Source organism: Paenibacillus suaedae (assembly GCF_032337355.1).
GTDB lineage: Bacteria > Bacillota > Bacilli > Paenibacillales > Paenibacillaceae > Paenibacillus_B > Paenibacillus_B suaedae.
The window spans coordinates 1-24,555 of sequence record NZ_JAVYAA010000011.1 but is presented as its reverse complement, the minus strand read 5'-3'; the positions used below and the strand labels follow the sequence as shown (position 1 = coordinate 24,555).

Annotated in this window: 24 protein-coding genes, 1 tRNA gene and 1 rRNA gene; 5 read left to right on the top strand and 21 right to left on the bottom strand. The window is 47.4% G+C overall.

Going from position 1 to position 24,555, the window contains the following annotated elements; translation table 11 throughout:
* The first annotated feature begins 17 nt into the window (after positions 1-17).
* A complete protein-coding gene (locus RQP50_RS27890) occupies positions 18-458 on the top strand; it encodes a VOC family protein (protein ID WP_072731800.1) in 441 nt (146 codons plus the stop codon).
* A 176-nt stretch (positions 459-634) separates the two neighbouring features.
* Here RQP50_RS27890 and RQP50_RS27885 read toward each other — a convergent pair whose 3' ends face one another.
* Both RQP50_RS27885 and RQP50_RS27880 read right to left on the bottom strand, forming a co-directional pair.
* The gene (locus RQP50_RS27885) at positions 635-1,087 is read right to left on the bottom strand and encodes a GNAT family N-acetyltransferase (protein WP_072731798.1); all 453 of its coding nucleotides are present in this window, start codon (positions 1,085-1,087) and stop codon (positions 635-637) included.
* 495 nt (positions 1,088-1,582) lie between these two features.
* Positions 1,583-2,434 carry a sulfurtransferase gene (locus RQP50_RS27880; RefSeq protein ID WP_315747394.1) on the bottom strand — a complete coding sequence of 284 codons (852 nt, stop codon included), beginning with the start codon at positions 2,432-2,434 and terminating at the stop codon, positions 1,583-1,585.
* A 205-nt stretch (positions 2,435-2,639) separates the two neighbouring features.
* Between RQP50_RS27880 and RQP50_RS27875 the strand changes: the two genes are divergently transcribed.
* On the top strand, positions 2,640-3,161 hold the full coding sequence (locus RQP50_RS27875) for a GNAT family N-acetyltransferase (RefSeq protein ID WP_315747428.1): 522 nt from the start codon (positions 2,640-2,642) through the stop codon (positions 3,159-3,161).
* 98 nt (positions 3,162-3,259) lie between these two features.
* Here the strand turns inward: RQP50_RS27875 and RQP50_RS27870 are convergent, their stop codons facing one another.
* From RQP50_RS27870 to RQP50_RS27850, 5 genes are all read right to left on the bottom strand, one after another.
* On the bottom strand, positions 3,260-3,553 hold the full coding sequence (locus RQP50_RS27870; protein WP_028532409.1) for a hypothetical protein: 294 nt from the start codon (positions 3,551-3,553) through the stop codon (positions 3,260-3,262).
* Between the two features lie 453 nt (positions 3,554-4,006).
* Positions 4,007-5,266: an acyl-CoA dehydrogenase family protein gene (locus tag RQP50_RS27865; RefSeq protein ID WP_315747393.1), complete on the bottom strand. Its 1,260-nt coding sequence runs from the start codon at positions 5,264-5,266 to the stop codon at positions 4,007-4,009.
* Positions 5,267-5,399: 133 nt separating this feature from the next.
* Entirely contained in the window at positions 5,400-6,212 is an 813-nt protein-coding gene (locus RQP50_RS27860) for an ATP-binding cassette domain-containing protein (protein WP_315747392.1), read from the bottom strand.
* Between the two features lie 106 nt (positions 6,213-6,318).
* Positions 6,319-7,119 carry an ABC transporter permease subunit gene (locus RQP50_RS27855; RefSeq protein WP_315747427.1) on the bottom strand — a complete coding sequence of 267 codons (801 nt, stop codon included), beginning with the start codon at positions 7,117-7,119 and terminating at the stop codon, positions 6,319-6,321.
* Positions 7,120-7,324: 205 nt separating this feature from the next.
* Positions 7,325-8,449 (bottom strand): sulfonate ABC transporter substrate-binding protein, encoded by a 1,125-nt coding sequence (locus RQP50_RS27850; protein ID WP_315747391.1) that lies wholly within the window; start codon positions 8,447-8,449, stop codon positions 7,325-7,327.
* 408 nt (positions 8,450-8,857) lie between these two features.
* Between RQP50_RS27850 and motA the strand changes: the two genes are divergently transcribed.
* Positions 8,858-9,649 carry a flagellar motor stator protein MotA gene (gene motA, locus RQP50_RS27845; protein WP_021253492.1) on the top strand — a complete coding sequence of 264 codons (792 nt, stop codon included), beginning with the start codon at positions 8,858-8,860 and terminating at the stop codon, positions 9,647-9,649.
* On the top strand, positions 9,642-10,478 hold the full coding sequence (locus tag RQP50_RS27840) for a flagellar motor protein MotB (protein ID WP_021253493.1): 837 nt from the start codon (positions 9,642-9,644) through the stop codon (positions 10,476-10,478). Before motA ends, RQP50_RS27840 begins: the two co-directional genes overlap by 8 nt.
* Before the next feature lie 94 nt (positions 10,479-10,572).
* On the opposite strand, the gene RQP50_RS27835 is transcribed toward RQP50_RS27840, so the two are convergent.
* Entirely contained in the window at positions 10,573-12,915 is a 2,343-nt protein-coding gene (locus RQP50_RS27835; protein ID WP_072731791.1) for a PAS domain S-box protein, read from the bottom strand.
* 424 nt (positions 12,916-13,339) lie between these two features.
* Here RQP50_RS27835 and tadA point away from each other — a divergent pair, with 424 nt between their 5' ends.
* Positions 13,340-13,828 carry a tRNA adenosine(34) deaminase TadA gene (gene tadA / locus RQP50_RS27830; protein WP_315747390.1) on the top strand — a complete coding sequence of 163 codons (489 nt, stop codon included), beginning with the start codon at positions 13,340-13,342 and terminating at the stop codon, positions 13,826-13,828.
* A 161-nt stretch (positions 13,829-13,989) separates the two neighbouring features.
* On the opposite strand, the gene RQP50_RS27825 is transcribed toward tadA, so the two are convergent.
* The 13 genes from RQP50_RS27825 to rrf form a co-directional block, all read right to left on the bottom strand.
* Positions 13,990-14,370: a GntR family transcriptional regulator gene (locus tag RQP50_RS27825; RefSeq protein ID WP_175560814.1), complete on the bottom strand. Its 381-nt coding sequence runs from the start codon at positions 14,368-14,370 to the stop codon at positions 13,990-13,992.
* 180 nt (positions 14,371-14,550) lie between these two features.
* Positions 14,551-15,609 carry a hypothetical protein gene (locus RQP50_RS27820; protein WP_072731788.1) on the bottom strand — a complete coding sequence of 353 codons (1,059 nt, stop codon included), beginning with the start codon at positions 15,607-15,609 and terminating at the stop codon, positions 14,551-14,553.
* 147 nt (positions 15,610-15,756) lie between these two features.
* A complete protein-coding gene (locus RQP50_RS27815; protein ID WP_021253498.1) occupies positions 15,757-16,761 on the bottom strand; it encodes a YitT family protein in 1,005 nt (334 codons plus the stop codon).
* A gap of 201 nt (positions 16,762-16,962) precedes the next feature.
* Positions 16,963-17,115 (bottom strand): small acid-soluble spore protein P, encoded by a 153-nt coding sequence (locus RQP50_RS27810; protein WP_028532403.1) that lies wholly within the window; start codon positions 17,113-17,115, stop codon positions 16,963-16,965.
* Positions 17,116-17,136: 21 nt separating this feature from the next.
* The gene (locus RQP50_RS27805) at positions 17,137-17,307 is read right to left on the bottom strand and encodes a hypothetical protein (protein WP_162833944.1); all 171 of its coding nucleotides are present in this window, start codon (positions 17,305-17,307) and stop codon (positions 17,137-17,139) included.
* A gap of 11 nt (positions 17,308-17,318) precedes the next feature.
* On the bottom strand, positions 17,319-17,675 hold the full coding sequence (locus RQP50_RS27800; RefSeq protein WP_021253500.1) for a hypothetical protein: 357 nt from the start codon (positions 17,673-17,675) through the stop codon (positions 17,319-17,321).
* Between the two features lie 106 nt (positions 17,676-17,781).
* A tRNA-Ser gene (locus RQP50_RS27795) sits at positions 17,782-17,870 on the bottom strand.
* A 78-nt stretch (positions 17,871-17,948) separates the two neighbouring features.
* Entirely contained in the window at positions 17,949-19,229 is a 1,281-nt protein-coding gene (serS, locus tag RQP50_RS27790; RefSeq protein ID WP_021253501.1) for a serine--tRNA ligase, read from the bottom strand.
* A 159-nt stretch (positions 19,230-19,388) separates the two neighbouring features.
* Positions 19,389-19,982 (bottom strand): pyridoxal 5'-phosphate synthase glutaminase subunit PdxT, encoded by a 594-nt coding sequence (gene pdxT / locus RQP50_RS27785; RefSeq protein ID WP_315747389.1) that lies wholly within the window; start codon positions 19,980-19,982, stop codon positions 19,389-19,391.
* 120 nt (positions 19,983-20,102) lie between these two features.
* Entirely contained in the window at positions 20,103-20,984 is an 882-nt protein-coding gene (pdxS, locus tag RQP50_RS27780) for a pyridoxal 5'-phosphate synthase lyase subunit PdxS (RefSeq protein ID WP_021253503.1), read from the bottom strand.
* A 137-nt stretch (positions 20,985-21,121) separates the two neighbouring features.
* The gene (locus tag RQP50_RS27775) at positions 21,122-22,516 is read right to left on the bottom strand and encodes a D-alanyl-D-alanine carboxypeptidase family protein (protein WP_315747388.1); all 1,395 of its coding nucleotides are present in this window, start codon (positions 22,514-22,516) and stop codon (positions 21,122-21,124) included.
* A 122-nt stretch (positions 22,517-22,638) separates the two neighbouring features.
* Positions 22,639-24,102 (bottom strand): IMP dehydrogenase, encoded by a 1,464-nt coding sequence (guaB, locus tag RQP50_RS27770; protein WP_021253505.1) that lies wholly within the window; start codon positions 24,100-24,102, stop codon positions 22,639-22,641.
* Between the two features lie 332 nt (positions 24,103-24,434).
* Positions 24,435-24,551 (bottom strand): 5S ribosomal RNA (rrf, locus tag RQP50_RS27765).
* Positions 24,552-24,555 lie beyond the last annotated feature (4 nt).

Genomic DNA, 24,555 nt, shown 5'->3' with positions numbered 1-24,555 from the left:
TGAGAGGTGGAACTTTCATGGCCGAAAAAGAATCAATCAAAACAGAGGAGCAACAAGCAACACAAACACCGATGTTAAAGAGAGTCTCTCATAACTACTTACCCGTATCTAACGTGGAACTTGCATCCAAGTGGTACAAAGAGACATTAGGACTTACAGTAAGACCCCGTGGATCTGCCGAAGGTGCCATCCTTGTGCTCGGTAACGGGCAATGGTTGTTCCTGCTGGAAACGAAAGAGAAGAAAACAGCAAACTTCATGACGGATCAATGGGAAGGCGACCAATATGAAATGTTCTCTCTGACATTCGAGGTTGAGAATATCGTAGAGGTCCATAAACGACTTCGCGAAAGCGGCGTCTACGTCGAACCGATAAGCGACCAAGGAAGCTGTGGTTTGCAATTCACATTCAAAGATCCGGACGGAAACAAGTTCAATGTGTGGCAGGATGCAGAATAAACTATAACTATCCATAAGGCCGAATCCCCTATGTGTGGAGTTTCGGCCTTTCCGCTTTTATTTAATGAATACACACGCTCGCTCGGGTGCCTCATCGTAAAATTATTTCAGTAGCCACCAATGTACCATAACGCCTTCACCATTTGGGTATTGAATGATTGTCTCGTGTAATTGATTTAAAGTTTCATTTTTAACCCTTCATGAGTCGCTTCAAATCCTAACCTCTCATAAAAGCGAAATGCATCTTCTCGCTTTTTGTCAGTTGTTAGCTGAATAATATGGCATCTTCGTTCTTTAGCGCGTTCAATTGCCCATTGGATTAACTTGCTCCCAGTACCTTTCCCTCTTTCTGAAGATGCCGTCCGAACCCCTTCAATCGTAGCTCTCCAACTACCTTGATGTGTAATATAAGGAGTAAAGGTAATTTGTAAAACACCAATAATTTCTTCACCGAGGCACGAAACAATCAGTTCATTGTTTGGGTCTGAATCAATTGCTTCAAACGCTTTTAAATAGCTCTCAGGAAGGGGAAGCTCGTATCGTTCTCTCATTCTGCCCAATTCATCGTCGGCAAGCATTTGAACTATTTTATTCAAATCTTTTACTGTAGCAGTTCTAAAGATAACCATAGTACTCACCCCACTTAATGTCGCTGGTACTCCCCTAAATGTTTATTTTCTACAATACGACTAGCGGTAGATTCATCCGTTATCAGCATATTTGTGTATCCACCTCGTAGAGCTGGTAAGATGCAATCTTGTAATTGTACAGAACATTTGTAAACGGAAAACAGAACAAGACTGACAGAGGTCGGATCTGGACGTTGGTTTGGCCATATCGCAAATCCCCTTTTGAATGCACTTTAATATATTCCTTTGATTGATTAGATCAGTCAATTCGGGAATAAAACAACACCCATTTATTGTCAATGGACCTTGGGGCAATCCTTCAACAATCACCAGACCCGACTGCTCTGCTGCGACTGGTCCAGGGTTTCTGGTATGGCTTTCGATGGGTTCTTGTTTGCAAGCAGTTCCTCGGAAAATCAAAATAGGGCTACAACAGGTTTCTTGCCTAAAACCTGTCGCAGCCTCAAAACCTGGGCCCGATGCGTCCCCCAGCTCTTATTCCTCCACCGTTGCAATCGGATTGTCCGCGTAAGAACTCCAATCGCTCCAGCTTCCTGCATACAGCTTCGTACCCTTAATTCCCGATTGCCACAAGGACAAGAGGTTCGGGCATGCCGTTACGCCAGATCCGCAATAGACGATGACTTCCTCTGCGCCTTGCACGACCGGCTCCCATTGCTCACGCTGCGCTTGCACAGTTAGCCAGTTCCCTGCTTCATCGAGGCGATTGCGCCAGAAGTGGTTCACCGCGCCTGGGATATGCCCCGCCTTCGCATCAATAGGTTCAATGCGTCCCGCATAGCGGTCAGCCTCGCGAGAGTCAATCATAACGACACCCGGTCTTCCGAGTCGCTCCCGAATATCATCAACATGAAGAACAAGCTCCGGACGAACCTGCGGTTCATAGCTGCGTGTTGCAATTTCAGGGCCTTCTGCCGATACAGGGTGTCCCGCTTCCACCCACGCACTGTATCCGCCATCCATTACATAAATATGGCCTTCATGACCGAAATATTGCAGCAGCCACCACAGGCGGCTTGCCATGGCTCCACCTTGGTCATCATAGGCAATTACCGTCGTAGTACGGTCAATGCCGCTTGAACCAAGCTTCTGTGCCAATTCGCTAATCTCTGGCAATGGGTGACGTCCGCCATGTACCCCACGTGGTGATGACAGATCCCGATCCAAATCAAAATAAACGGCCCCCGGAAGATGTCCTTCCTCATACGCTGCTTGTCCACGCTCTGGCTCTGTTAGCCAAAATCGGCAGTCCGCTACTGCCGCTTGTCCCTCTTCAATCAGCTTCACTGCTTCTTCCACGGTTACAATTACCGTATACTCCTGCATGTCCCATACCTCCCGAATTTGTCCTTTGCTTATGTAATCCAGCCATTGTCGTTCATATCGTAAGACACCCGTTTGCCAAACTCTCCTTCCCATGTCACAATGGGAGGAAATCCACGCGATAACGTCTTGTATCGCCGCGAAGGAGGAGAACAGACCAATGAGTTCGCCTCATGATCCATCATCATCACCTAATCATAATCATTCGATGTCCGGCCATCACCATCCTGCACAGCCAGAACCATTATTTCACGTCCACCCCATGACCGAGGAAGAGGCGCAGGACATCTGCACCTGGAAATACGAACCGCCGTATCAGCTATATGGATTCCTTCCGTGGGAACAGATGAAGGCGCTGGGGATTGAGATGGGTGATCCCGACATTCGCCGCAAGCAATATGTATCCGTCAAGAACCGGAACGAGGAACTTATCGGCTTCGCGCAGTATTTTCCGCTGGTCGGAGTAACACGCATCGGATTAGGCATGCGCCCTGATCTGCTTGGTCATGGAAAGGGGACTGCGTTCGTGCAAGCCATTGTGAATGATGCCACACGCCGTCACCCCGAGGATGAAATCGACCTCGAGGTGCTTACCTGGAACCATCGCGCAATTCGCGCTTATCAAACAGCCGGATTCCTCATTACAGATACGTATGAACGGCCTACGCCAGAAGGAATGGGGGAATTCCACTGCATGGTGTATCAGCCCCAAGCGAATCCAGCAGAGTAGTCTACCTATATGATGCTTGGCTGTTCCATGAGCAATCCTTCACCTATGAACAATAAGAGCTGCCCGGTACGGACAGCTCTTCGTTTTTTTGCGAAATTTTAGATTAGAGAAACCGTGGCCACCGTATCGCTCTCTACCACAATCTCGATGTTGTGGAACTGGGGATCATACTGTACGCTGCCGCTTCCGATGAACAACAGCCGATCCTCTCCCAGCCCATAGAACACATCATCTGCGAGCGCTTCCAACACTTCTTGGCGTTCTGCTTGTCCAAGCTCAGCCCAGTCTTCTTCGGTCATTTCGAAAAACGTATACCCGTCCGGAATCAGTCCTATTGCGTTCGTCAATTCTTTCAAAATATCTTCATATGGTCTCCCGAATGAAACGCCCATCTACGCTGCCCCTCTCGAATCAACTATGTCTTCCGTATTGTAGCATAGAATGCCCGCTCACTCGAATAGAATAGCGATTGCACCAAACGCCCCCATTTTTACAGAATAATCGCGCTCTTGTTATTTCATTAAGATCCAGAATTGGGAAGGAAGAATATCGTTGAAACTTAATTATTCCCCCACGAACTGGCTACTGCTTCAATCAGTTCTTCAGCTGTCAGAGTGGTATGCAGAAACTCCCACTGCTGGCCTAATTGAGTGACGCATGGCGTATCCAAGTACGCTTGTCTCGGCAATTCTGCTGCAAGAACACATTCCTCCTCCCCCCAATCAGCAACAGACTATTCGATCTGCTCCTGCCGATACTGATGCATATCTCAATGGCAATCACCTCTCCTTGCTCAAAAAGTCTTCACCGTTCACGTTCATATCGTGATCCATCCAACGGTTCAGCTAAGACTGATTTCTCGCTTGCCATTGTTGAACCGATGCGCGCGCAAGCTGTGTCAGCGCGACATCCTCCATTGGGGGATTATGGAGCCCGAATCGTACATCGCGGTACATCCGCTGCAGCGGATGATCCAATCGGAGGCTATGTGCACCGACGATTCGCATCGCCTTATCGACAATCGATTGTGCAGCCTGCACGACGAATACCTTGGCAGCCGCAAGGTCGGCAGCTCGCAATTCCGCTCTCTCAGTTCCGCCCGACTCCCATGACTTCGCAACGCTATATAGCAATCTTCTGGCTGCAATCCATTCAAGCTCTATCTCGCCTAATTGCCGTTCCACGTTCGGCGTACTCACAATAGGCTCCGACAACGACGGAGGCGTATACGAGGTAGCGAAGGCAATCGCCTCGTCACGGGCAGCTGTCGCAATGCCCAGGTAGCAAGCTGGGATATGAAGCAAATAAGGGTTCAGCAGCGAACGATCTCGCTGATTATGCTTATATAGGAACGCATCCTTTGATACTCTCACCTGTTCCAGCACAAGATCATGACTTGCTGTTCCCCGCATACCTGCCATATTCCATGTCCATTCAATGGACACACCCGGACTGTCGTGCGGGATAAGCAGTTCAATAACTTCCTCACTGTCCTCAAGTGTTGCCGTCACAATAAACCATTCCAGCAGCGGCGCGAAAGTTGTGAATGTCTTGCGTCCGTCCACCACATAACCACCACCAGGGATTGGCTTGACTGTTGTGCGCGTCTTGCCCCCACGGGAAGGACTGCCTCCCCCCACCTCCATGACGGCGCGATTCAGCAGCCCTCCCTCAAGAGCAATGCGGCGGCATACGTCTGCAAAGGTTGCCTCCGGCCAAGTTCGGCGCTCTGCCAACTCATGCACAATACTCATATGCCATCCCATGCCAAGCGCTACAGAAGGATTCGCCTGAGCAAGCAGCTCCTGAGCCTTCAGCCATGCGGTAAGCGGCATGGCCTGACCGCCATACTCTTCCGGCACATTCCAAGCTGGATAGCCGATTTCCTTCAGCTTCGCTACATGATGCGCAGGCAGCCCGTGCTTCGCATCCAGCTCTGCTGCATCCTCATGCATATGCTTCACAATTTGTTCCACCTGCAGCAAACCACGCTTTACTTTGCAATCCGGAGCCACCGTCTGCTTCTGGAGATGTTGTTGCTCCGTTTCCACGCCATTTTGCTCATCTCCCCGTTCTCTTAGCGTATGTCCTGCACCTTGTGCCACACTTGTTCCCCCTCCGTCACCTTATCTCTAACTCCCTCATAAACAATTGCCAGCAATCAAGTAATGCATACAGCAAAAGAAAATAAGGAAAGGCCTATTTCCATTCGAGTCTTGCCAGACAGCTACTAAACAACTAAACAGCTGTGCTATCAGCAAAAATCCGTTCCAATACTCGCCGCTCCAATGCTCCAAACTCCTGATCGGTTACCTGTCGCGGTCTTGCGCATGGATTGGCAAAATCCAGCGCAATCCGCCCCTGATCAATAAGCACGATACGATCTGCAAGCCGTACAGCCTCATTCACATCATGCGTAACAAGCAGAGTTGTGAACCGCTGGGTTCCCCAGAGGGAGGCAATCAGCTGCTGCATCTCCAGCTTCGTCAACGCATCAAGTGCACTGAGTGGTTCATCGAGCAGCAGCAGCCTTGGCTTCCGTACCAGCGCTCTTGCCAGCGCTACACGCTGCTTCTGCCCGCCAGAGAGAGTGCTAGGCCAATCGTTCTGGCGACTATCGAGTCCGACCTGCTGCAGCGCTTGCTCCGCTCTTCCTTTCCAATCCCCCTGCAAGCCAATTCCAACATTATCGATCACCGTCTTCCACGGAATGAGCCTGCTCTCTTGGAACATCACCGTAGTGCTGCCCTGAATGCCATGGATTGGCTCACCATCAATCAGTAGTTCGCCCTCCGTCACTGTCTCCAGCCCTGCCAGGAGACGAAGCAGCGTACTCTTTCCACAGCCACTGCGACCAACAACTGCAACGAACTGCCCCTCCGTAATTGTTACATCGATATGATCAAGAACCTGATGTTCTCCAAAAAATTTACTGACCCCACTAATCCTAATCTCTGCCCCTGCTGCAGCAGCCTGATCAGGTGCAGTCTCATTCGCTTGGAGCGGCCATCCTGTTTGCGCTAACGGGCGCATGGCTTGATATCCTCCCATTTCTCAAACGCCTCCTTCTCTCCACATTCAAGCATGCTCCACACCTAATGAATCTCATCAGCCTTACTTCCGATACCTACTGCAAGCGGGGCTGCTTCGTTCAACCTCACGTTCGTTGCTCTGCATTCCAACGAAGCGACTTGCGCTCCAACAGCTTCGCAATCACATCGGCTGCTTTGCCGAATACAGCATACAGCATGATGCTCAGAATAATGATGTCTGTCTGCATGAACTCTCGTGCGTTGAGCGCCAGATAACCTACACCAGCATCCGTAGCTATCGTCTCTGCGACAATTAACGTCAACCACATTACGCCAAGCCCATACCGCAAGCCGACAAATATGGATGGCAGTGCACCGGGCAGTATAATATGCCGAAATAATGAGCCAGATCGCAGCCCATACACTTTCGCCATTTCCACAACGCCTGGATCAACGCTGCGAATGCCATGGTACGTATTCACATAAATCGGGAACATGACGCCTAGAGAGACGAGAAAGACCTTAGCCCCTTCATCAATACCCAGCCAAATAATAACGAGTGGGACAAGTGCCAAATGAGGAACATTGCGCAGCATCTGTATCGATGTATCGAACAATCGATAGAAAGCCAAATACCTGCCGCTAAGTACGCCAAATAGAAAACCGATCCCTCCGCCAATAAGAAAGCCTATAAGTGCCCGCTGTAAACTAACACCAATATGATAGGCAAGTGTTCCATTTGAGGTCAGCTCCCATAAGGTATTCAGCACCTTCATGGGTGTAGGCAGCAGCTGCGCCGACACGATCGCTGACGAGGCTGCCCATTGCCAGAGCGCTAGGCATAATAGGGGCAGCAGCCATGGCACAATGGCAGAGGCGAGCTTACTCCCCCATCTCCCTCCACGCCGCTGATCCGCTCCATCCAAGTGGCTCACCCGCTTCGTATCCGCTGTGCCCCGCACATCAGGGGATATTGATCGAACGGTACGTGAAGACTGTCCACGTCTTGTTGACCCCACTGACCGAGCAGCATCGGTGCCAACAATATTCGTCCCTAAAGGTTCTGTCTTCCGATTGGTCAGACTACCGGGTGGAGCCGTATCTGTCGTGCGCATTGTAATTTCCTCCTCATCACTTGCTGGCAACAGGGCCTTTCACAGCCCACGGCGCATCCAGCGGCATCCGTTCCGCCACCTTGATCGGACTCGGTATCAAGCCAATCCGATAATACGTATCCGCCAGCTGCTGCTGTGCATCGATAATAGCAAAATTGAACAGTTCCACTCCGTACGTGCGGCGCTTAACGGCAAGTTCGATAGCCTCTTTGTCAATTCCCTGTGTTTCCGACAATAGCTTAATCACTTCGTCCTTGTGTGAGTTCGCCCATTCATCAGACACTTGGATCTCCTCAAGAATGGTACGGATTAGTTCAGGCTTCTCCTTGGCAAAGTGTTCATTGGCATAATAGAACGTACGATTCGGCGAGTAACCTTGGCCATCCGTGAGCGTCAGCGGCTTCAGATCCGTCTGTACTGCTGCAAAAAAGGGATCCCAGGAACCAAGTGCATCCACCTGCTTCGTCTCAAATACAGCTCTCCCTTCAGATGCATCCTTGACGTATACGAATTGGACATCCTCCAATTTCAGCCCCGCCCTCTCTATCGCCAGCACTGCCAAGTAGTGATGATTGCCTCCCTTGGCTACTGCGAGCTTCTTCCCCTTCAAGTCGGCAATCGACTTGATTCCTGACTCCGGATGCACCACAATGCCTATCCCTTCAGGATTCGGAAGATCATTGCCTACATACACAAATGGTTTATTGCCCGCTTGAGCGAAGACACCAGAGCCATCCGCTGCATGCCCGAAGTCAATGCTGACGCTGCTCAATGCCTCAAGCAAGAAGTTCCCTCCAGCAAATACCTTCCACTCGACATCATAGCCATCTGCCTTCAGCCGCTTTTCCAGATTGCCGTTCACCTTGAGTACGTTCAGCGTGTTGCCCTTCTGATAGCCGATGCGAATTACTTGATGAGATTTCCCCTTATCGCTGGCAGAACCATTGGCTTCTGCTCCATTGCCGCCTACTGTCCCAGTTCCACCCGAAGTGCATCCTGCCAGTATCGCCATCAGGCAGATCCATGAAATAAGAAATTGAATTCCTCGTAAGCGAGGATGCCCATTCGCATGATATTCAGATGACTTCACTTGAATCTCCATAACGAAGTTATCCAATGCATATAATTGGGTTTTAGACATCGTAAGTCCCCATTTCACAATGAAATTCAGCAAGCAGCAGTTCCCTCTCGACGAATATCACTTCAAAGATGTTTGACATAACAGGCCATATCATTAACCACACACCATCTCTTCCCCGCAATACCGAGCGCTCACGATGGTAGACTACCCCCTTCCAATCCCGATAACCACATAATCCGATTAATTTACTAAGTATTTAGAAGACATTTTATTCCTCGCGCCTCTTTCCTGTCAATCCTATTTTTCCTCCATCATTTGAACTAGAGATATATCGTTTCATTAAATAAAATGGCCTCTTTTGCCGATAAAAAGAATATTGCATCTTTTTTTTCACGTATTTCGGCTCACGCTGTCGAATACGCACGCAGGAAGCACCATTATACTCATGGATGAGGTGTGTATGGAATTATGGAAAAATCTACGATCATTGGTCTCGTGCTCGGCCTTGCTGCCGTCACGCTAGGGATGTACTTTAAGGGCGCGCCTATCTCCAATCTCGCCAACCCAGCAGCCATTATGATTATTTTCGTTGGTACTGCGGGCTCCCTGTTCATTGCCTTTCCGATGAAGGAACTGAAGAAATTTCCGAAGCTAATCGGCCTTCTCTTCAAGAAGCAAGATTTAGTTGACCGTGTCGAATTGATCTCGCTCTTCATGGAGTGGGCGTCGATTACACGTCGCGAAGGCTTGCTTGCCTTGGAAACACGCATTGACGAAATTGAAGACGAATTCCTCCGCAACGGAATGCGGATGATTATTGATGGTAATGATCAGGACTTCGTTCGTGACGTGCTCATGGAAGACATTCACGCAACTGAGGAAAGACACCATTCTGGCGCTCTTATTTTCTCCCAAGCCGGCATGTATGCTCCAACGCTGGGGGTATTAGGTGCCGTTATCGGTCTGATTGCTGCCTTATCGCAAATGTCTGAGATGGAACATCTGGCAAAAGCGATTGCTGCGGCCTTCGTTGCTACTCTGATGGGTATTTTCTCTGGTTATGTGCTGTGGCATCCAATTGCCAATAAGCTGAAGCGATTGTCGCACAGCGAAATTGAAATCCGTCTCATGATGGTTGAAGGGCTCTTGTCCATCCAATCGGGTGTATCCACGATTGCAATTAATCAGAAGCTCTCTGTCTTCTTGACTCCACAAGAGCGTTCTCTTATGAGTACTAAGGAGGGGGCAAGCGTTGAGTAAGAAACTGCGTACCCCGCCGAAGGAAGAGCATACCGATGAGACATGGCTCATTCCTTATGCCGATATATTGACACTGCTGCTCGCCCTTTTCATTGTGTTGTACGCCATGCAAGCCGTTGACGCGAAGAAGTTTGAGCAAATGAGCCAAGCCTTCAGCTCAGCGCTGAACTCTGGCGGTGGGGGGGCTGGAATCTTAAATGAGTCAGCAGTCATTCGATCAGATGGATCAAAATCCAGCATGGTTGATGCGACGCCTAAAAATTACACGAAATCTCGCAATCGTGAACGAGATGAGTATATGCTGCATGCCAAGCAGGAGCAGCAGCAGCTTGAACAGCTTCAGAACAAGATGAACCAGTATATTGCCAACAATGGCCTAACGGATCAGCTGAACACGAAGCTCAATCACTCTGAATTGAAGATTACGATCAAAGACAGCGCACTCTTCGATTCCGGTAAAGCGGACTTAAAACCAGATTCCAAACAGCTGGCGGCTACTGTCGGCGACATGATGAAGCAGTATCAAGGCTTCTCCGTCGTCATTAGTGGGCATACAGACAATCGCCCTATCCGCAACAGCCGGTTCGATTCCAACTGGGACTTGAGCTCGGCACGGGCACTCAGCTTCATGAAGGTTGTCCTCGAGCGTTCTGGAATCGATCCAAAGCAATTCCAGGCAGTTGGGATGGGTGAATACCACCCTGTAGCCGACAATGATAGTGCCGAAGGTCAAGCGAAGAATCGCCGTGTAGAGGTATCTATTCTTCGCAAGTATACAGACAAAAATAATGCTGCTGCGAACGCAAATGAACTTACCGATCAAAACTGATCGGTGGAAGATAGGATAACGCAGGCTGCAAATAGGGGTGCCCTGATCTAGACGTAAATGTCACTGATCAAGGCACCCCTTACTATTATAATCCTTATGAGGAGATTGCGGTTAATGCTGGCTGTGACGCAGCATCATCTCCGCCACCTGCGTCCTCCATCCCAATGGCGGGTAGCGAGATGGTTACTTCTGTTCCACAGTTCTGCTCACTTGCAATGTCTATCAACCCCCGGTGATTGTGAATAATTCGTTGACTCACCATCAGTCCAAGACCTGTTCCACATTCCTTGCTCGTGAAGAATGGATCACCTAGCTGCGACAAGTGCTCCGCTGGTATACCGATGCCATGATCCCGAATCACCACGACGACCTGCCCCTTGTACCGTGATTGCACAGCAATTTCGACCATGCCGCCTTCCGGCATTGCTTCCATTGCATTCTTCATCACATTGATGAATACCTGCTTCAACTGGTTCTCTTCACAGTTCACTAAGGGCACGAACTCATCGAACTGGGTTGCAAAATACACATTATTCAACTTCGCTTGACTGTCCAATAAAGTGACGACGTCCGTAACAATTCGGCGTACATCTTTCGGCTGAAACTGAATTGCCTGTGGCTTAGCCAATACGAGAAACTCGCTTACAATCAAGTTAATACGCTCCAGCTCCGCCAGCATCATATCCATGTGATTGTCATTCAGAGCTCTTGTACGCTGCTGCAGCTGTAAGAATCCCTTCAACGTCGTTAGTGGATTGCGAATCTCATGCGCAACACCTGCTGCCAATTGACCGACCGTCGTCAGCTTCTCAGAACGTCGCAACAGCTCTTCCATCCGCTTGCGGCTAGTCATATCTCGCGTAATGCTTGCCCAAGCGATGCAATCCCCGCCCTCGTTGTACATTGGTGAGGTACTGACACTAACATCCAGGATTCGCCCATCCTTCGTTAGACGCGTCGTCTCCCAGTTGCTCACATATTCGCCATGACGCTGTGCTTCATGAATTTGGTGCTCTTCCTCCACTTTGTCCTCTGGAATATTGCATAGTTGCTTGCCTAGCACCTCTTCCGAGGTCCAGCCAAACATATCAACGAACGCTTGGTTCACTCGCTCAATTTGTCCCTTCAGATCTGTCACATGAATAGCATCATTCGATTGGTTAATGAATGATTCCAGATGCTCTTTCATGGCGCGGTTCTCCAAATACGACATGCGCAGCCGCTCTGTCGAAGCATCCAAATTCCGCGCCATCGTATTAATTCGCTGAGCCAATATTCCAAGCTCATCCTTACGATCAATATTCAATTGCGTATTGAAATGGCCTACCGAAATCATATTGATTTTGTTCAATATCGATTGAAGTGGACGTATCAATATGCCGGACAGCATATAGCTTCCGATAAGAACAATCTCCAATAGCACAATGCCTACCGCGACATTGCGCATCAACTGATCATGGAGTGCCTCTACGACCGCTCTTGCATCCATGGATATGTTCAATACATAGGAAGTCGCCCCGATGATTGGAATGAACCCTTTAATGATGGTTCTACTGCCAAAATCACTTTCATAGAACAGAGGCTTTCTCCGCTCCAGCGCATTTCGAATATATTCTTCATCACGCTCATGATTCAAGGTGTATTCACCGTATAAGACACGGCTCTTGCTCTCGTCAACCACCTGTACACCATCGCTGCGAACTTTGAATGTGGGTTCATCTTTAAAATTGTTAATATTAAGAGCTGCGATTTCCACAATATTGGATTGAGCACTCAATGTCTGCTCAATTAAGATATTCGGCTTTGTCAGTTCGAAGAAGGTTTCAACCTTATCATCGCGAATAAACGGATTAATTATATAATCCCGCTTGCCATCGTAATAATATCCCCATTTATCAAGATGTTCAGGGTTGGATGAAGACACATCAAACGGACCTGACCAAAAATACTTGCGCTTCTGCCCTTCCGCAATCCATACTTGCTTATCCTCAAATAATTGAATGAAAGCTTGATACCAATACCCCCACTGTCTCGTCGACATGCCGATTTCTTTCGGATCAGAGGAGCGATTAATCGTGATATCGTCACCGTTCGGCGTCTTGTGCAAGAGAGAAATGTGGGATATTCCAATATCAGCGCTTATTTGCTGCAGTTGCTCGTTCGTTATGCTATCAATTCGAGACGGGAGCTTATCCGCAGCATACATAGACGCAATGTGCAGCTTCTCTGCCAACTGCTCTTCGAATGAATTCGCCGCCATGCGGGATTGCTGTACGGATACATTGATCTGCTGAGCAATCGCATTCATTCGCTGCTGAATTTCCTCAACAAGCTTATCCTTGGTTATGTTGTAAGTGAGGATCATATGAAGCAGAAGGACGACAAACACGATACAAGCTATAGAAATAGATAATTTCGCTTTGATGGAAAGTCTCATGCTTCACCTCTATCAGGCCTATCCATCAGTATCAGAGTAAACATACGGAGATAATGTCGGATATCCTGACAAATGTTGGATTTCGTTGGAGTATCTCTTCGAATCATATCGTAATATAGGGCGATTTGTCCATTGTTTTGGCGATTATTGTGGGAAGAAGGTATAATAATATCGATTAAGTTCGGACCCCTGCTTCATGTGTATAACATATGGTTATCAACAGGTTATGCACATAATGTGAACAGTTTTGGATAAGATGTGTATAATACTGTGTACATCCATATAGTTATCCACAATTTTATACACACACTGTTAACAACGAATATTTGTTCGATGAATAACGACTAGACTTTTACACATATTTGCGTCTAATACAAGATCGCTGGATACCATAGAGGCAGGGATACGAGAAAGGAAGCTGAAGTTGGAAATACAATCGATTGAACCTGAACAAATCAGCCAGCACGAATACTGGATGCGTAGGGCCATTGAAGAGGCCCTCAAGGCCGAGGCAATTGGAGAGGTTCCCATTGGCGCTATTGTCGTCCATCAGAATGAGATTATTGGACGCGGCTACAATTTGCGAGAGACATCGCTTGACTCTACTGCACATGCCGAGATGATCGCGATTCGAGAGGCGAGTGAGCATCTTCAAGCTTGGCGGCTGCTTGATTGCACTTTATATGTTACTTTGGAGCCTTGCCCGATGTGTGCCGGGGCAATCGTTCAATCCCGAGTGCCTACCGTTGTATACGGCACGACCGACCCAAAGGCAGGCTGCGCAGGCACACTGATGAACCTGCTTCAAGAGCCCCGCTTCAACCATCGTGCAGAAGTCATTGAGGGCGTGCTGCAAGAAGAATGTGCATCAATGTTAACGAAATTCTTCCGCCGTCTGCGCGGCAAAGCTTAATCAATAAGCATAAAGAAGCCGCAGAATCAACGAAGTTGAGCAATGCGGCTTCACTGCTTCCGTTCTAGAATGAAATCTGCACGGTTGATAAAGCTCCTATCGCTCACGATTATAAGTCCTTTCTAACAAATTCTATTTATTGTCACTCTCTCCTTTACGATTCATTCACTCTCCTCATAGACCAATCGAATATGCTCCATTAATTCAGACAAGGATACGTTCAGTGCCTTAGCGTCCTTCACCGCTTCTTCGATCATCATCTCCATCTGATGCAGACGCTGCTCACGTATCAGCTGTGGATTTGCGCCCGAGATGAAGGATCCCTTGCCAACCATGCTGTCAATAAACCCTTCCCTCTCCAGTTCCTCATAAGCACGCTTCGTTGTAATGACACTAATTTGCAAATCCTTAGCCAGTTGTCGTATAGAAGGGAGCGCATCTCCAGGCTTAAAATCACCACTGAATATACCAGTTCGTATTTGTCTTGCAATCTGCTCGTATATCGGCTCGTCAGTCGATGATTCGATACGAATGTGAATCATTGTGGCCACACACCTTATATATTGTATATGTAAACCATATACATTACAGAATGAAGCGTCAAGTCATGTCTTGCCCATATTAGATCCCATTTGCATACCTCCTCCTCTTCTTCTAACTATTCCGCGCATAACAAAAGACCGCCACTCTCTAGGAGCGGCGGTCTTGCTAATGACTATATCTTAATATCCACCGAACATTTGCTGCAATTGTTCCATTGTCAGAACATCGGTTGGTACAGGCTTGAATTCAACCTTCTCGTTGATCTTGCTCAACTCAGTCGTAACGCGAGCGGCAACCTTCGATTTCACACCATCGTCGCCAGTCACATCCAAGTTGGCTACAATTACTTGATATGCAGGATATTGATCTTTGTTAATCGCTGTAGTGACGCTCAGTTCGTTAATCTTCAGCGACTTTTTCATTTCTTCGATATCCTTTTTCAGTTCGCTGTCATCTGTTTTCATTTCTTGCTTCATTTTCTCAACTTGGTCTTTTTCCAATTTAAACAGCTTGCTGTACTCTTCCTTACCCATTACATCTGCTAGTGCAGGCAATGCCTCTTTAACAAGGGTTGTAACGAATTGCTCCAAGTTCTCATTGGTAACATTGAACTTCACAATTTGCTTTGCATCTACATTTTCAGGAAGACCAGCGTCTTTTTTCTCTACTGTAGAGAAATACATTTTCTCATCGAACTTGCCGAGGAATGCTTTGAACATATCATTCGAGAGGTTCTGCATTGCCTTCATATCCTTCGCAGAAGGAAGCTCTTGGCCGGATTGCTCTGCCATTTTCTTTAAATCGATCTCAATTGTTTTGCCGATCAACTCATCTGGAATTTGGCCCGCCAACATCGGAATATTCGGGATTTTTACCCACATTTTATTTTCATCCATAGTCAATGGGAGAGAAAATTTCATTTCCATATCGCCTTTAAGGCTGATTTCGAGATTCGCTTCCATCTTCATAGGCTCTTGTTGAACTACACCATTTACACTAAGCTCAGCATTTTTAAGCATGTTCAAGACCATCTGTGCATTTGGATCCATTGCTCCACCATTATCCATTTGAAGATCTTCAAGCTTAATCGATGTATTGAATGCATAGGACTTCATATCGAAGGACTTGCCTAGAGAACCTTCAATTAATTCCTTCGGACTAGACTTGGCTCCACAACCCGTAATAATTAGTGCTAAAGCAAATATGAGTGCTAATGCCCCTTTTAAACCTCTCTTCAATCTCTTCAACCCCTATTCATCATAATAAGTGAGCTAAAATTACCCAGTATATATTAACTTATACGTATGATAATGAAAATAGTTCCTTTGAAACATATTTCGCGACCCTGTACATAGAATTATGAACTTCGTCCTATCTTTCACTGCTTAATGAATGTCCTTTTTCTTAAATCTGCCACCCTTAACGTCATGAATGTTGCCGATTGCAAGAAACGCATGCTCATCATGCTCCTCTACGATCCCCTTGAGCTTCGCTTCCTCCAATCGGGTAATGACGGTGAAAATCACTTTCTTCTCATCTCCGGAGAAGCCGCCCTCGCCTTTCATATACGTAACGCCCCGACCGAGACGTCTAAGCAGCGCATCGCCGATTTCCTTGTGATTGTCACTAATAATCCACACCGCCTTCGAATCGTTCAATCCCTCAACGGTAATATCGATCATTTTATATGCAATGTAATAGGCAATGAGGGAATACATCGCACGATCCCAGCCAAATACGAAGCCCGCACTCGTGAGTATGAACAAATTGAAGAACATAATGATCTCGCCGACGGAGAAGGGAGAACGTTTGTTAAGCAAAATTGCTATAATCTCTGTACCGTCCAAAGAACCACCATAGCGAATGACGAGCCCCACGCCAATACCGAGAATAATCCCGCCAAATACGGCAGCCAGGAACGTATTTTCTGTAAATGCACTTACATCGTGAAGCAGCGTCGTGCTGAGCGACATCACTAGGACGCCGAGTAATGTGGATAGGGCAAAGGTTTTGCCAATTTGTTTGTAGCCGATAATCAGGAAGGGCAAGTTAAGTAGAAATAGAAATACACCGAGTGGCACTGAGGTTACATAAGACAAAATAATCGAAATGCCGGTTACTCCACCGTCTGTAATTTGATTCGGAACAAGAAATAGCTCAAGTCCGACACCCATTAAGACTGACCCAATGACAATAAAGATAATTCGCTTGAGAAGCTTGATTAGGCCGATCTTCGTGTGCTGATACTGCTGCACACTGGCAATAGCTGCAGAATCGAGTGCTCCCAATTGGGCAATTGCCTCAAACTGATCCATATCCTGCGAAGCCGATGCATGATTCCCCTTAGAACTGTTGCTGTCTGCACTGGTGTTCGTTGTCAGATGCTCCACCGCGTTCACCTCTCTATATAAGCCTTAAATACACTACACTCATTATTATATCGGAATTCACTTCCTTGTTGGACCCTATTGGTAAATATTAATAATAATAGTACTAATTCGAACTTCAACATACCCTATTTATTTGCATAAAAAAACACAGACTCTCCTCACTCTTGCAAGGAAAATCCGTGTTGCTTGTACCCGGTTATCTTATCCCTCAGGATTGTTGTGGCTGACATGATTCGCCATCTTCGTCTTCTTAGACCCTGACAATGGCTCTTGCATCGCATTCCGTTCATTACCTGCTTGATGCCGGCTGGATTGCTCCTGGTTAGGTACAGGGACTGCTCTTGGCTTGCTCATTGCACGCACACTCCTCCGTCATTATAAGTGTTCTAAGTCCGTCGGCTTATCATGATTCAGTGCATCCTGATGGCGTCGATCATTGTGATCCTGCTGTAACTGCTGGGCATGATGACTATTGACCGGTGCCTGCTCCAAGTCCTTGACGACATTGCTCAAATTTTTGTCCAGACCATCCTTTGCTTTCGTCACCTTCATCCCTCCTACTGTAAGCCGTGATGGGTTACATCATGCAGCGCTTGCGCGCATTCATGAATATGACGCACATAATTCTGTACAAGCTCCTGCACAACCTCAGTCCGCTCATCGATATGAACCCCACTCTTCTCGACATCGATGAGATTGAGCTCTACCTCGCGCGAATCCACATAAGCGCAATGGAAATCGAATGAGTACATTTGGCGGCCGGCTGTATCGATATGAATAACGAGTGCCTGTGGATTGGCGCCGTCAGGCAGTACTGTGGCTTTATCGCCAGGCTCAAGCTTCGCCGGCAACGTTTGCTGCCATGCATCCACAAGCCTCGATTGATCGACTTGCGGTTGTTCTTCCTGATTCATAAGAGCTACACCTCCACTATTCAATTACAGTTTGCGGCCAGCAGAGGCATTTTATACAGCAAAAAACCCACATCACCAAGGATGTGGGTTCTACATGTAAAAGTTATGGCGGAGAGGGTGGGATTCGAACCCACGTGAGCTTGCACCCTAACGGTTTTCAAGACCGCCCCGTTATGACCACTTCGGTACCTCTCCACATTCGACTGCCCGAGTCGAGTCGGACAGTCTTTATTATATCATAGGCATTACAGCAATGCAACTATGATCTTTCAATTATTTGCGGCGAATGGATTCCAATCCGCCCATATAAGGACGCAATGCTTCTGGAATCACAATGGAACCGTCTTCTTGTTGGTAATTCTCCATAATCGCAGCGACAGTACGTCCAATCGCAAGGCCAGAGCCATTCAGCGTATGCACGAACTCAGGCTTGGATTTCGTATCGCGGCGGAAGCGAATGTTCGCACGACGCGCCTGGAAGTCCTCAAAGTTCGAGCAGGACGAAATCTCACGGTACGTACCGCTGCTCGGCAGCCATACTTCCAAATCATACGTCTTCGCAGAGCTGAATCCAATGTCTCCTGTGCACAATGCCATCACACGATACGGCAAGCCAAGCAGCTGCAGAATCTTCTCTGCTTGGTTCGTCAGTGATTCCAGTTCAGCATAAGAATCCTCTGGCTTAACCATCTTCACCAGCTCAACCTTATTGAATTGATGCTGACGAATAAGTCCGCGTGTATCACGGCCAGATGCGCCTGCTTCAGAACGGAAGCAAGAGCTGTAAGCTGTATAATAACGAGGAACTTGCTCGTCCGTCAGAATCTCATCGCGGTGGAGGTTCGTTACAGGAACTTCTGCCGTCGGGATGAGGTAATACTCCGTACCTTCCAGCTTGAATAGATCTTCCTCGAACTTCGGCAGCTGACCTGTACCGATCAAGCTGTCACGGTTCACGATAAGCGGAGGGAGCACTTCTTCATATCCATGCTGCATCGTATGCACGTCCAGCATAAAGCTGATTAGGGCACGCTCCAAGCGAGCTCCTGCCCCCTTGTAGAATACGAAGCGAGAGCCTGTTACCTTCGCAGCTGATTCGAAGTCCAAGATGCCGAGATCCTGCGCGATATCCCAATGCGCCTTTGCTTCGAAGGAGAATGCGGTAGGCTCGCTCCAACGGCGAACTTCTACGTTATCCTCCTCTGATTTACCTACTGGTGTACTTTCATGAGGAACATTTGGAATGGATAATGTAATCTGTTCCATTTGTACTTCAATACCACGAATCTCTTCATCGAGCTCCTTAATCCGATCGCCTACTTCACGCATTTGCGCAATAAGTTCGTCGGCTGACTCGCCTGCTTTTTTCTTCTTCGCTACATCTTGAGACACGACATTGCGTTGATTTTTCAACTGCTCGGTCTCTTGCAGCATTTCGCGGCGACGTGCGTCAAGCTCCGGGAAGTCCGCGATCATTTCTTCCGATTTGCCTCGATTTTGGAGTGCTGTTACTACACGTCCATAATCACTTCTTAACAATTTGATATCTAGCACCGATTGACCCTCCTGCCAGAAACGGATGAACACCCCTCACGATATACGCTGGGCTGATTTGATTCGATCCGTATCATACTATTTCACTATTATACCGTATATCCGAGAAAAACACCTTAACTCTCCTAGCATCAGGAGAGTCAAAGTGTTTGTTATTCTTTATCCTACTACATTTGCAGCATGTTTAACCATATCAACGAAATAGCTGTGCAGGCTAATATCTGATGTCAGCTCCGGATGGAACGAGCAAGCTAGAAGCGAGCCTTGTCTTGCTGTTACAATCTCCCCGTTCACCTCGCAGAGTACATCAACACACTCACCGACCGATTGGATAAGCGGTGCGCGAATGAAAACCGCACGTACAGGCTGCTCAATCCCTTTCACATCTAAATCTGCCTCGAAGCTTTCACGCTGCCGTCCAAATGCGTTGCGCATTACCGTCATATCCATCAGCTGCAAATGCGGCTCCTCTGAGCCTTGATGGCCTTCCACTCGTTCCGCCAAGCAAATCAGTCCCGCACATGTGCCGAAGATCGGCTTGCCAGCTGCTGCAAATGCCTGAATCGCCTCGATAAAGCCGTACTTCCGCATCAACTTGCCAATGGTTGTACTCTCTCCACCGGGAATGACAAGCCCCTGAAGCTCATCAAGCTGTTCTGGCCGCTTCACGGCTACCGCATGGGCTCCTGCCGCCTCCAAGCTGCGCATATGTTCTGCTACCGCGCCTTGCAGCGCCAATACTCCGATGTTCATCCGTGAAGTCCCTTCTTTCCCCTGAGGCTATACTAATACACCTATAGATAGGATACAGGGCGCTTAACGCCGACTAGGAAGCACCGTCACGGTGCTTCCTCAGCTGCCCTGCTTCTATAATTACCAGCCGCGATCCTGCATACGCTCAGATGGCGCAAGCTTGGAGATTTCAATCCCCTTCATCGGTGTACCCAGGTTCTTGGATACGTTCGCAATTAGAGCATAATCTTCATAATGAGTTGTCGCTTCCACAATCGCACGAGCGAACTTCTCAGGACTGTCAGATTTGAAAATACCAGAGCCAACGAATACGCCGTCAGCGCCCAGATGCATCATTAATGCTGCGTCTGCTGGTGTTGCAACGCCGCCTGCAGCGAAGTTCACAACTGGCAACTTACCTGTCTCATGAACATGTAACAGCAAGTCATACGCTACACCCAAGTTTTTCGCTTCTGCATACAGCTCGTCCTTCGACAAACTCTGAACTTTGCGAACTTGGCTAGTGATCAAGCGCATGTGGCGAACAGCCTCAACAATATTGCCTGTTCCCGGTTCACCCTTCGTACGAAGCATTGCTGCTCCTTCGCTAATACGGCGAAGTGCTTCACCCAAGTCTTTAGCGCCGCATACGAATGGGATGGTAAATGTATTTTTGTCAATATGGAATACTTCGTCTGCTGGAGTCAGTACTTCTGATTCATCGATGTAATCTACGCCAAGGGATTCCAATACTTTGGCTTCTACGTAATGACCAATGCGTGCCTTCGCCATAACTGGAATCGATACAACCTTCATAACCTCTTCTACGATTGTTGGATCTGCCATACGAGCTACGCCACCAGCTGCACGAATATCAGATGGGACACGTTCAAGCGCCATAACTGCTGTTGCGCCTGCTGCTTCAGCAATTTTCGCTTGCTCTGCATTCATGACGTCCATAATGACGCCGCCCTTTTGCATCTCTGCCATACCACGTTTTACTCGAGCTGTACCTGTTTCCATTTTCGATTGCCCCCCGCCACTAGTCAGTCATTTTCTATTGTTACAGTTTCATCCCTCTATTTTACATGATCGTCATTCGAATAGACAATTGATTTTGTCACAGACGAAAGCCAATTCCTATGACCAATACTGCGAAACTAGAACAAATTCTTGATAGACTTGAACAAATCTGCAAAGAATTCCCCGATTGCACGGAAGAATAGACGCCACCAGCTGCCCTTCTCCACTTCTTCTGTTGCAATCATGTTCACGGTCTTCTTCTGCTCGGCGCCATTGTCCTTGTATGTGAACGTCACTGTACCCACTTGCTGTCCCTTCTTAATAGGCGCAACAAGCTCATTTGCCGGCTTCAGATTCACTTCTTGTGTAATTTTTCCTTCTGTGGTCGCACCTTTTGGAATTACGAACGAAACGCCTGTTTCAGCAACAATTGGCACTTCCGTATCTACACCTTTTTTGATTGGAGCTGTCTCTACACCTGCTACAGTCTTCTTCGGTGCAATCTCATTCTTTATTTCAAAATGCTCGAACCCGTGATTAAGCAGCTTCGCTGTTTCTTCGAACCGTGCTCCTTTATCTTTCGCGCCCATTACAACTGAGATCAGTCGCATATTATCGCGTACTGCTGTACCTGCGAAGCAATATTGAGCAATATCAGTAAATCCTGTTTTCATTCCATCCAAGCCTTGATAAGCATAACGCTTGAAGTTCACGACATCTTTATTGGCTTCAAGCATCCAGTTCAAGTTGGAGATTGGCGTTTTGTCACGTTCTCTAAACTTATAGGATTGAATCTTCGTATACTCACTGAATTCAGGGTGATCATTAACGATTGCACGCACCAGCTTGGCCACATCCATTGCTGACATCATCGTCTCTGCTTTTTCAGCGGGGCGGAAGCCTTCAGGCATGCTTGCCCAATCCAATCCAGTAGAGTTGATATAGTGTGTCTTCGTCATGCCAAGACGCTTTGCTGTCTCGTTCATGATTTTTACAAACTCAGCCTCAGAGCCAGCAATATGCTCCGCTAGAGCTACCGTTGCATCGTTGGCAGATCCGATTGCCATCGCAATATACAAATCGCGAACCTTATGCGTATCCCCTTCTGCCAAGAAGATGCGGGATCCTTCTGTTACGGACGCATTTTTCTTCGCTACAACCTCGTCGTCGAAGCTCAACTCGCCTTTCTTCACTTTCTCCATGACAATGTACTCTGTCATCATCTTCGTCATGCTTGCTGGAGGATAAGAGATCTCCGAGTCAATATCGACTAATATTTTGCCCGTTGAAGCTTCCATAAGAACCGCGGAGCGAAGCTTCAAATCAAGCTTAGACTTATCCGTAATAACTTGATTGTTGTTCCCCTTCGTTGCCGCTACTTGCTTCGTTTGCGTTTGAGTTTGAGCAGCTGCTTCAGCCGCCACCATTCCTGCTGATGGCAATAAGGCGAAGCTTAATATTTGACATGCGGTAACCAAAGCGACCGCTCGTTTCCATTTGTTATGTTTCACTGTTGTATGTTGCTTAGACACTACGTACAACTCCTCTCCTGTTGAGTCCCATAGCTATTCTAACATAGCCAGACACGCAAAAAAAAGACAGGGTTGTAATACCCTGTCTTTCCTTGTCGACATTTTCCGTAAATGCAACACAATTACATGGAATAGTTAGGAGCTTCCTTTGTAATTTGTACATCATGCGGATGACTTTCACGCAATCCTGCGCCAGATATCTTCACAAAATGAGTATCATTTTGAAGCTCTTTCAGAGTGTTCGTACCACAGTAACCCATACCTGCTCTCAATCCGCCAAGCAATTGATGGATCGTATCAGCCAAAGGCCCCTTGTAAGCTACACGGCCTTCAATGCCTTCTGGAACCAGCTTCTTCTCATTGCTGCTGTCTTGGAAGTAACGATCCTTACTGCCTTGCTTCATTGCGCCTAGCGAGCCCATACCGCGGTATACCTTGAAGCTGCGGCCTTGATAAATTTCAGATTCACCAGGGCTTTCTTCTGTACCTGCAAACAAGCTTCCAAGCATAACCGCACTTGCACCTGCAGCGATTGCTTTTGTAATATCACCTGAGTACTTAATACCGCCATCCGCAATAACAGGGATGCCGTACTCACGAGCTACGCTCGCACAGTCGTATACAGCTGTAATTTGTGGTACGCCGATACCAGCAATAACCCGAGTCGTACAGATGGAACCTGGTCCAATACCAACCTTAACTACAGAAGCGCCTGCCTCAATCAAATCACGAGTTGCTTCACCAGTAGCTACGTTCCCTGCTACGATAGTCAACTCAGGGTACAAGCCGCGTAGCTTGCGTACTGCTTCAATAATATTGATATGATGGCCATGAGCGGAGTCAACAACGATTAGGTCAACACCAGCTTGTACAAGCAGTTCAGCACGTTCGAATGAATCTTGGGAAATACCGATTGCTGCACCACACAGAAGACGTCCTTGAGCATCCTTCGCAGCTTTCGGATATTGGATTGCCTTCTCAATATCCTTAATCGTGATAAGTCCCTTCAACGTGTTGCTTTCATCAACCAATGGAAGCTTCTCGATCTTGTGCTGCTGCAAAATCACTTCTGCTTCTTGAAGCGTAGTGCCGACAGGAGCTGTTACCAAGTTCTCATGTGTCATCACTTCTTTAATCTGAATGCTGTAGTCATGAACAAAACGAAGATCCCGGTTCGTCAAAATACCTATAAGCTTATTTTCTGCATCCACAATAGGAACACCAGAAATGCGATACTTCGCCATTACACGATCCGCGTCTTCAACAGTATGATCTGGAGAAAGCGAAAATGGATTAGTAATAACGCCACTCTCTGAACGCTTTACGCGATCCACTTCTTCGGCTTGTTGCTCAGCCGACATATTTTTATGAATAACACCGATACCGCCTTCGCGAGCAATTGCAATTGCCAATGGAGCCTCGGTAACTGTGTCCATACCTGCACTCATAAATGGAATGTTCAATTTAACCTTATCGCTCAAAATTGTCGATACGTCTGTTTCCCGTGGCAGTACACTCGATTTACGAGGTACTAACAGCACATCGTCAAAAGTTAAGCCTTCCTTCACAAACTTAGATTCCCACACCAGAAAGTTCCTCCCTTGATTGTATTGGCGCATTCATTGTCCAAACTCCTTATCATACAGGGCTTGTCCTCTGATTAACGTCGTCTCTAAAAATATATTATTGCAATCTTAGCAAAGCGGTATGAGGCTGTCAAGGATAAGCGTCTTGTTTTGGTAATTCGTAATTCATTTGATTCCTATTCATGTACAAACAAATAAATGTCCACTCCAGGCGAACAATTTTATTACTATTATGGATAGTATGAGATTGTTTGTTATTCTCCATTCATCACCTAATCAGCAAGAAATATAAAAAAACCACCGTCGAGATATCTCAACAGTGGTCTTTAATTGCTTGGCGACGTCCTACTCTCCCGGGACCCTGCGGTCCAAGTACCATCGGCGCTGGAGGGCTTAACGGTCGTGTTCGGGATGGGTACGCGTGGAACCCCTCCGCCATCGCCACCAAACAGC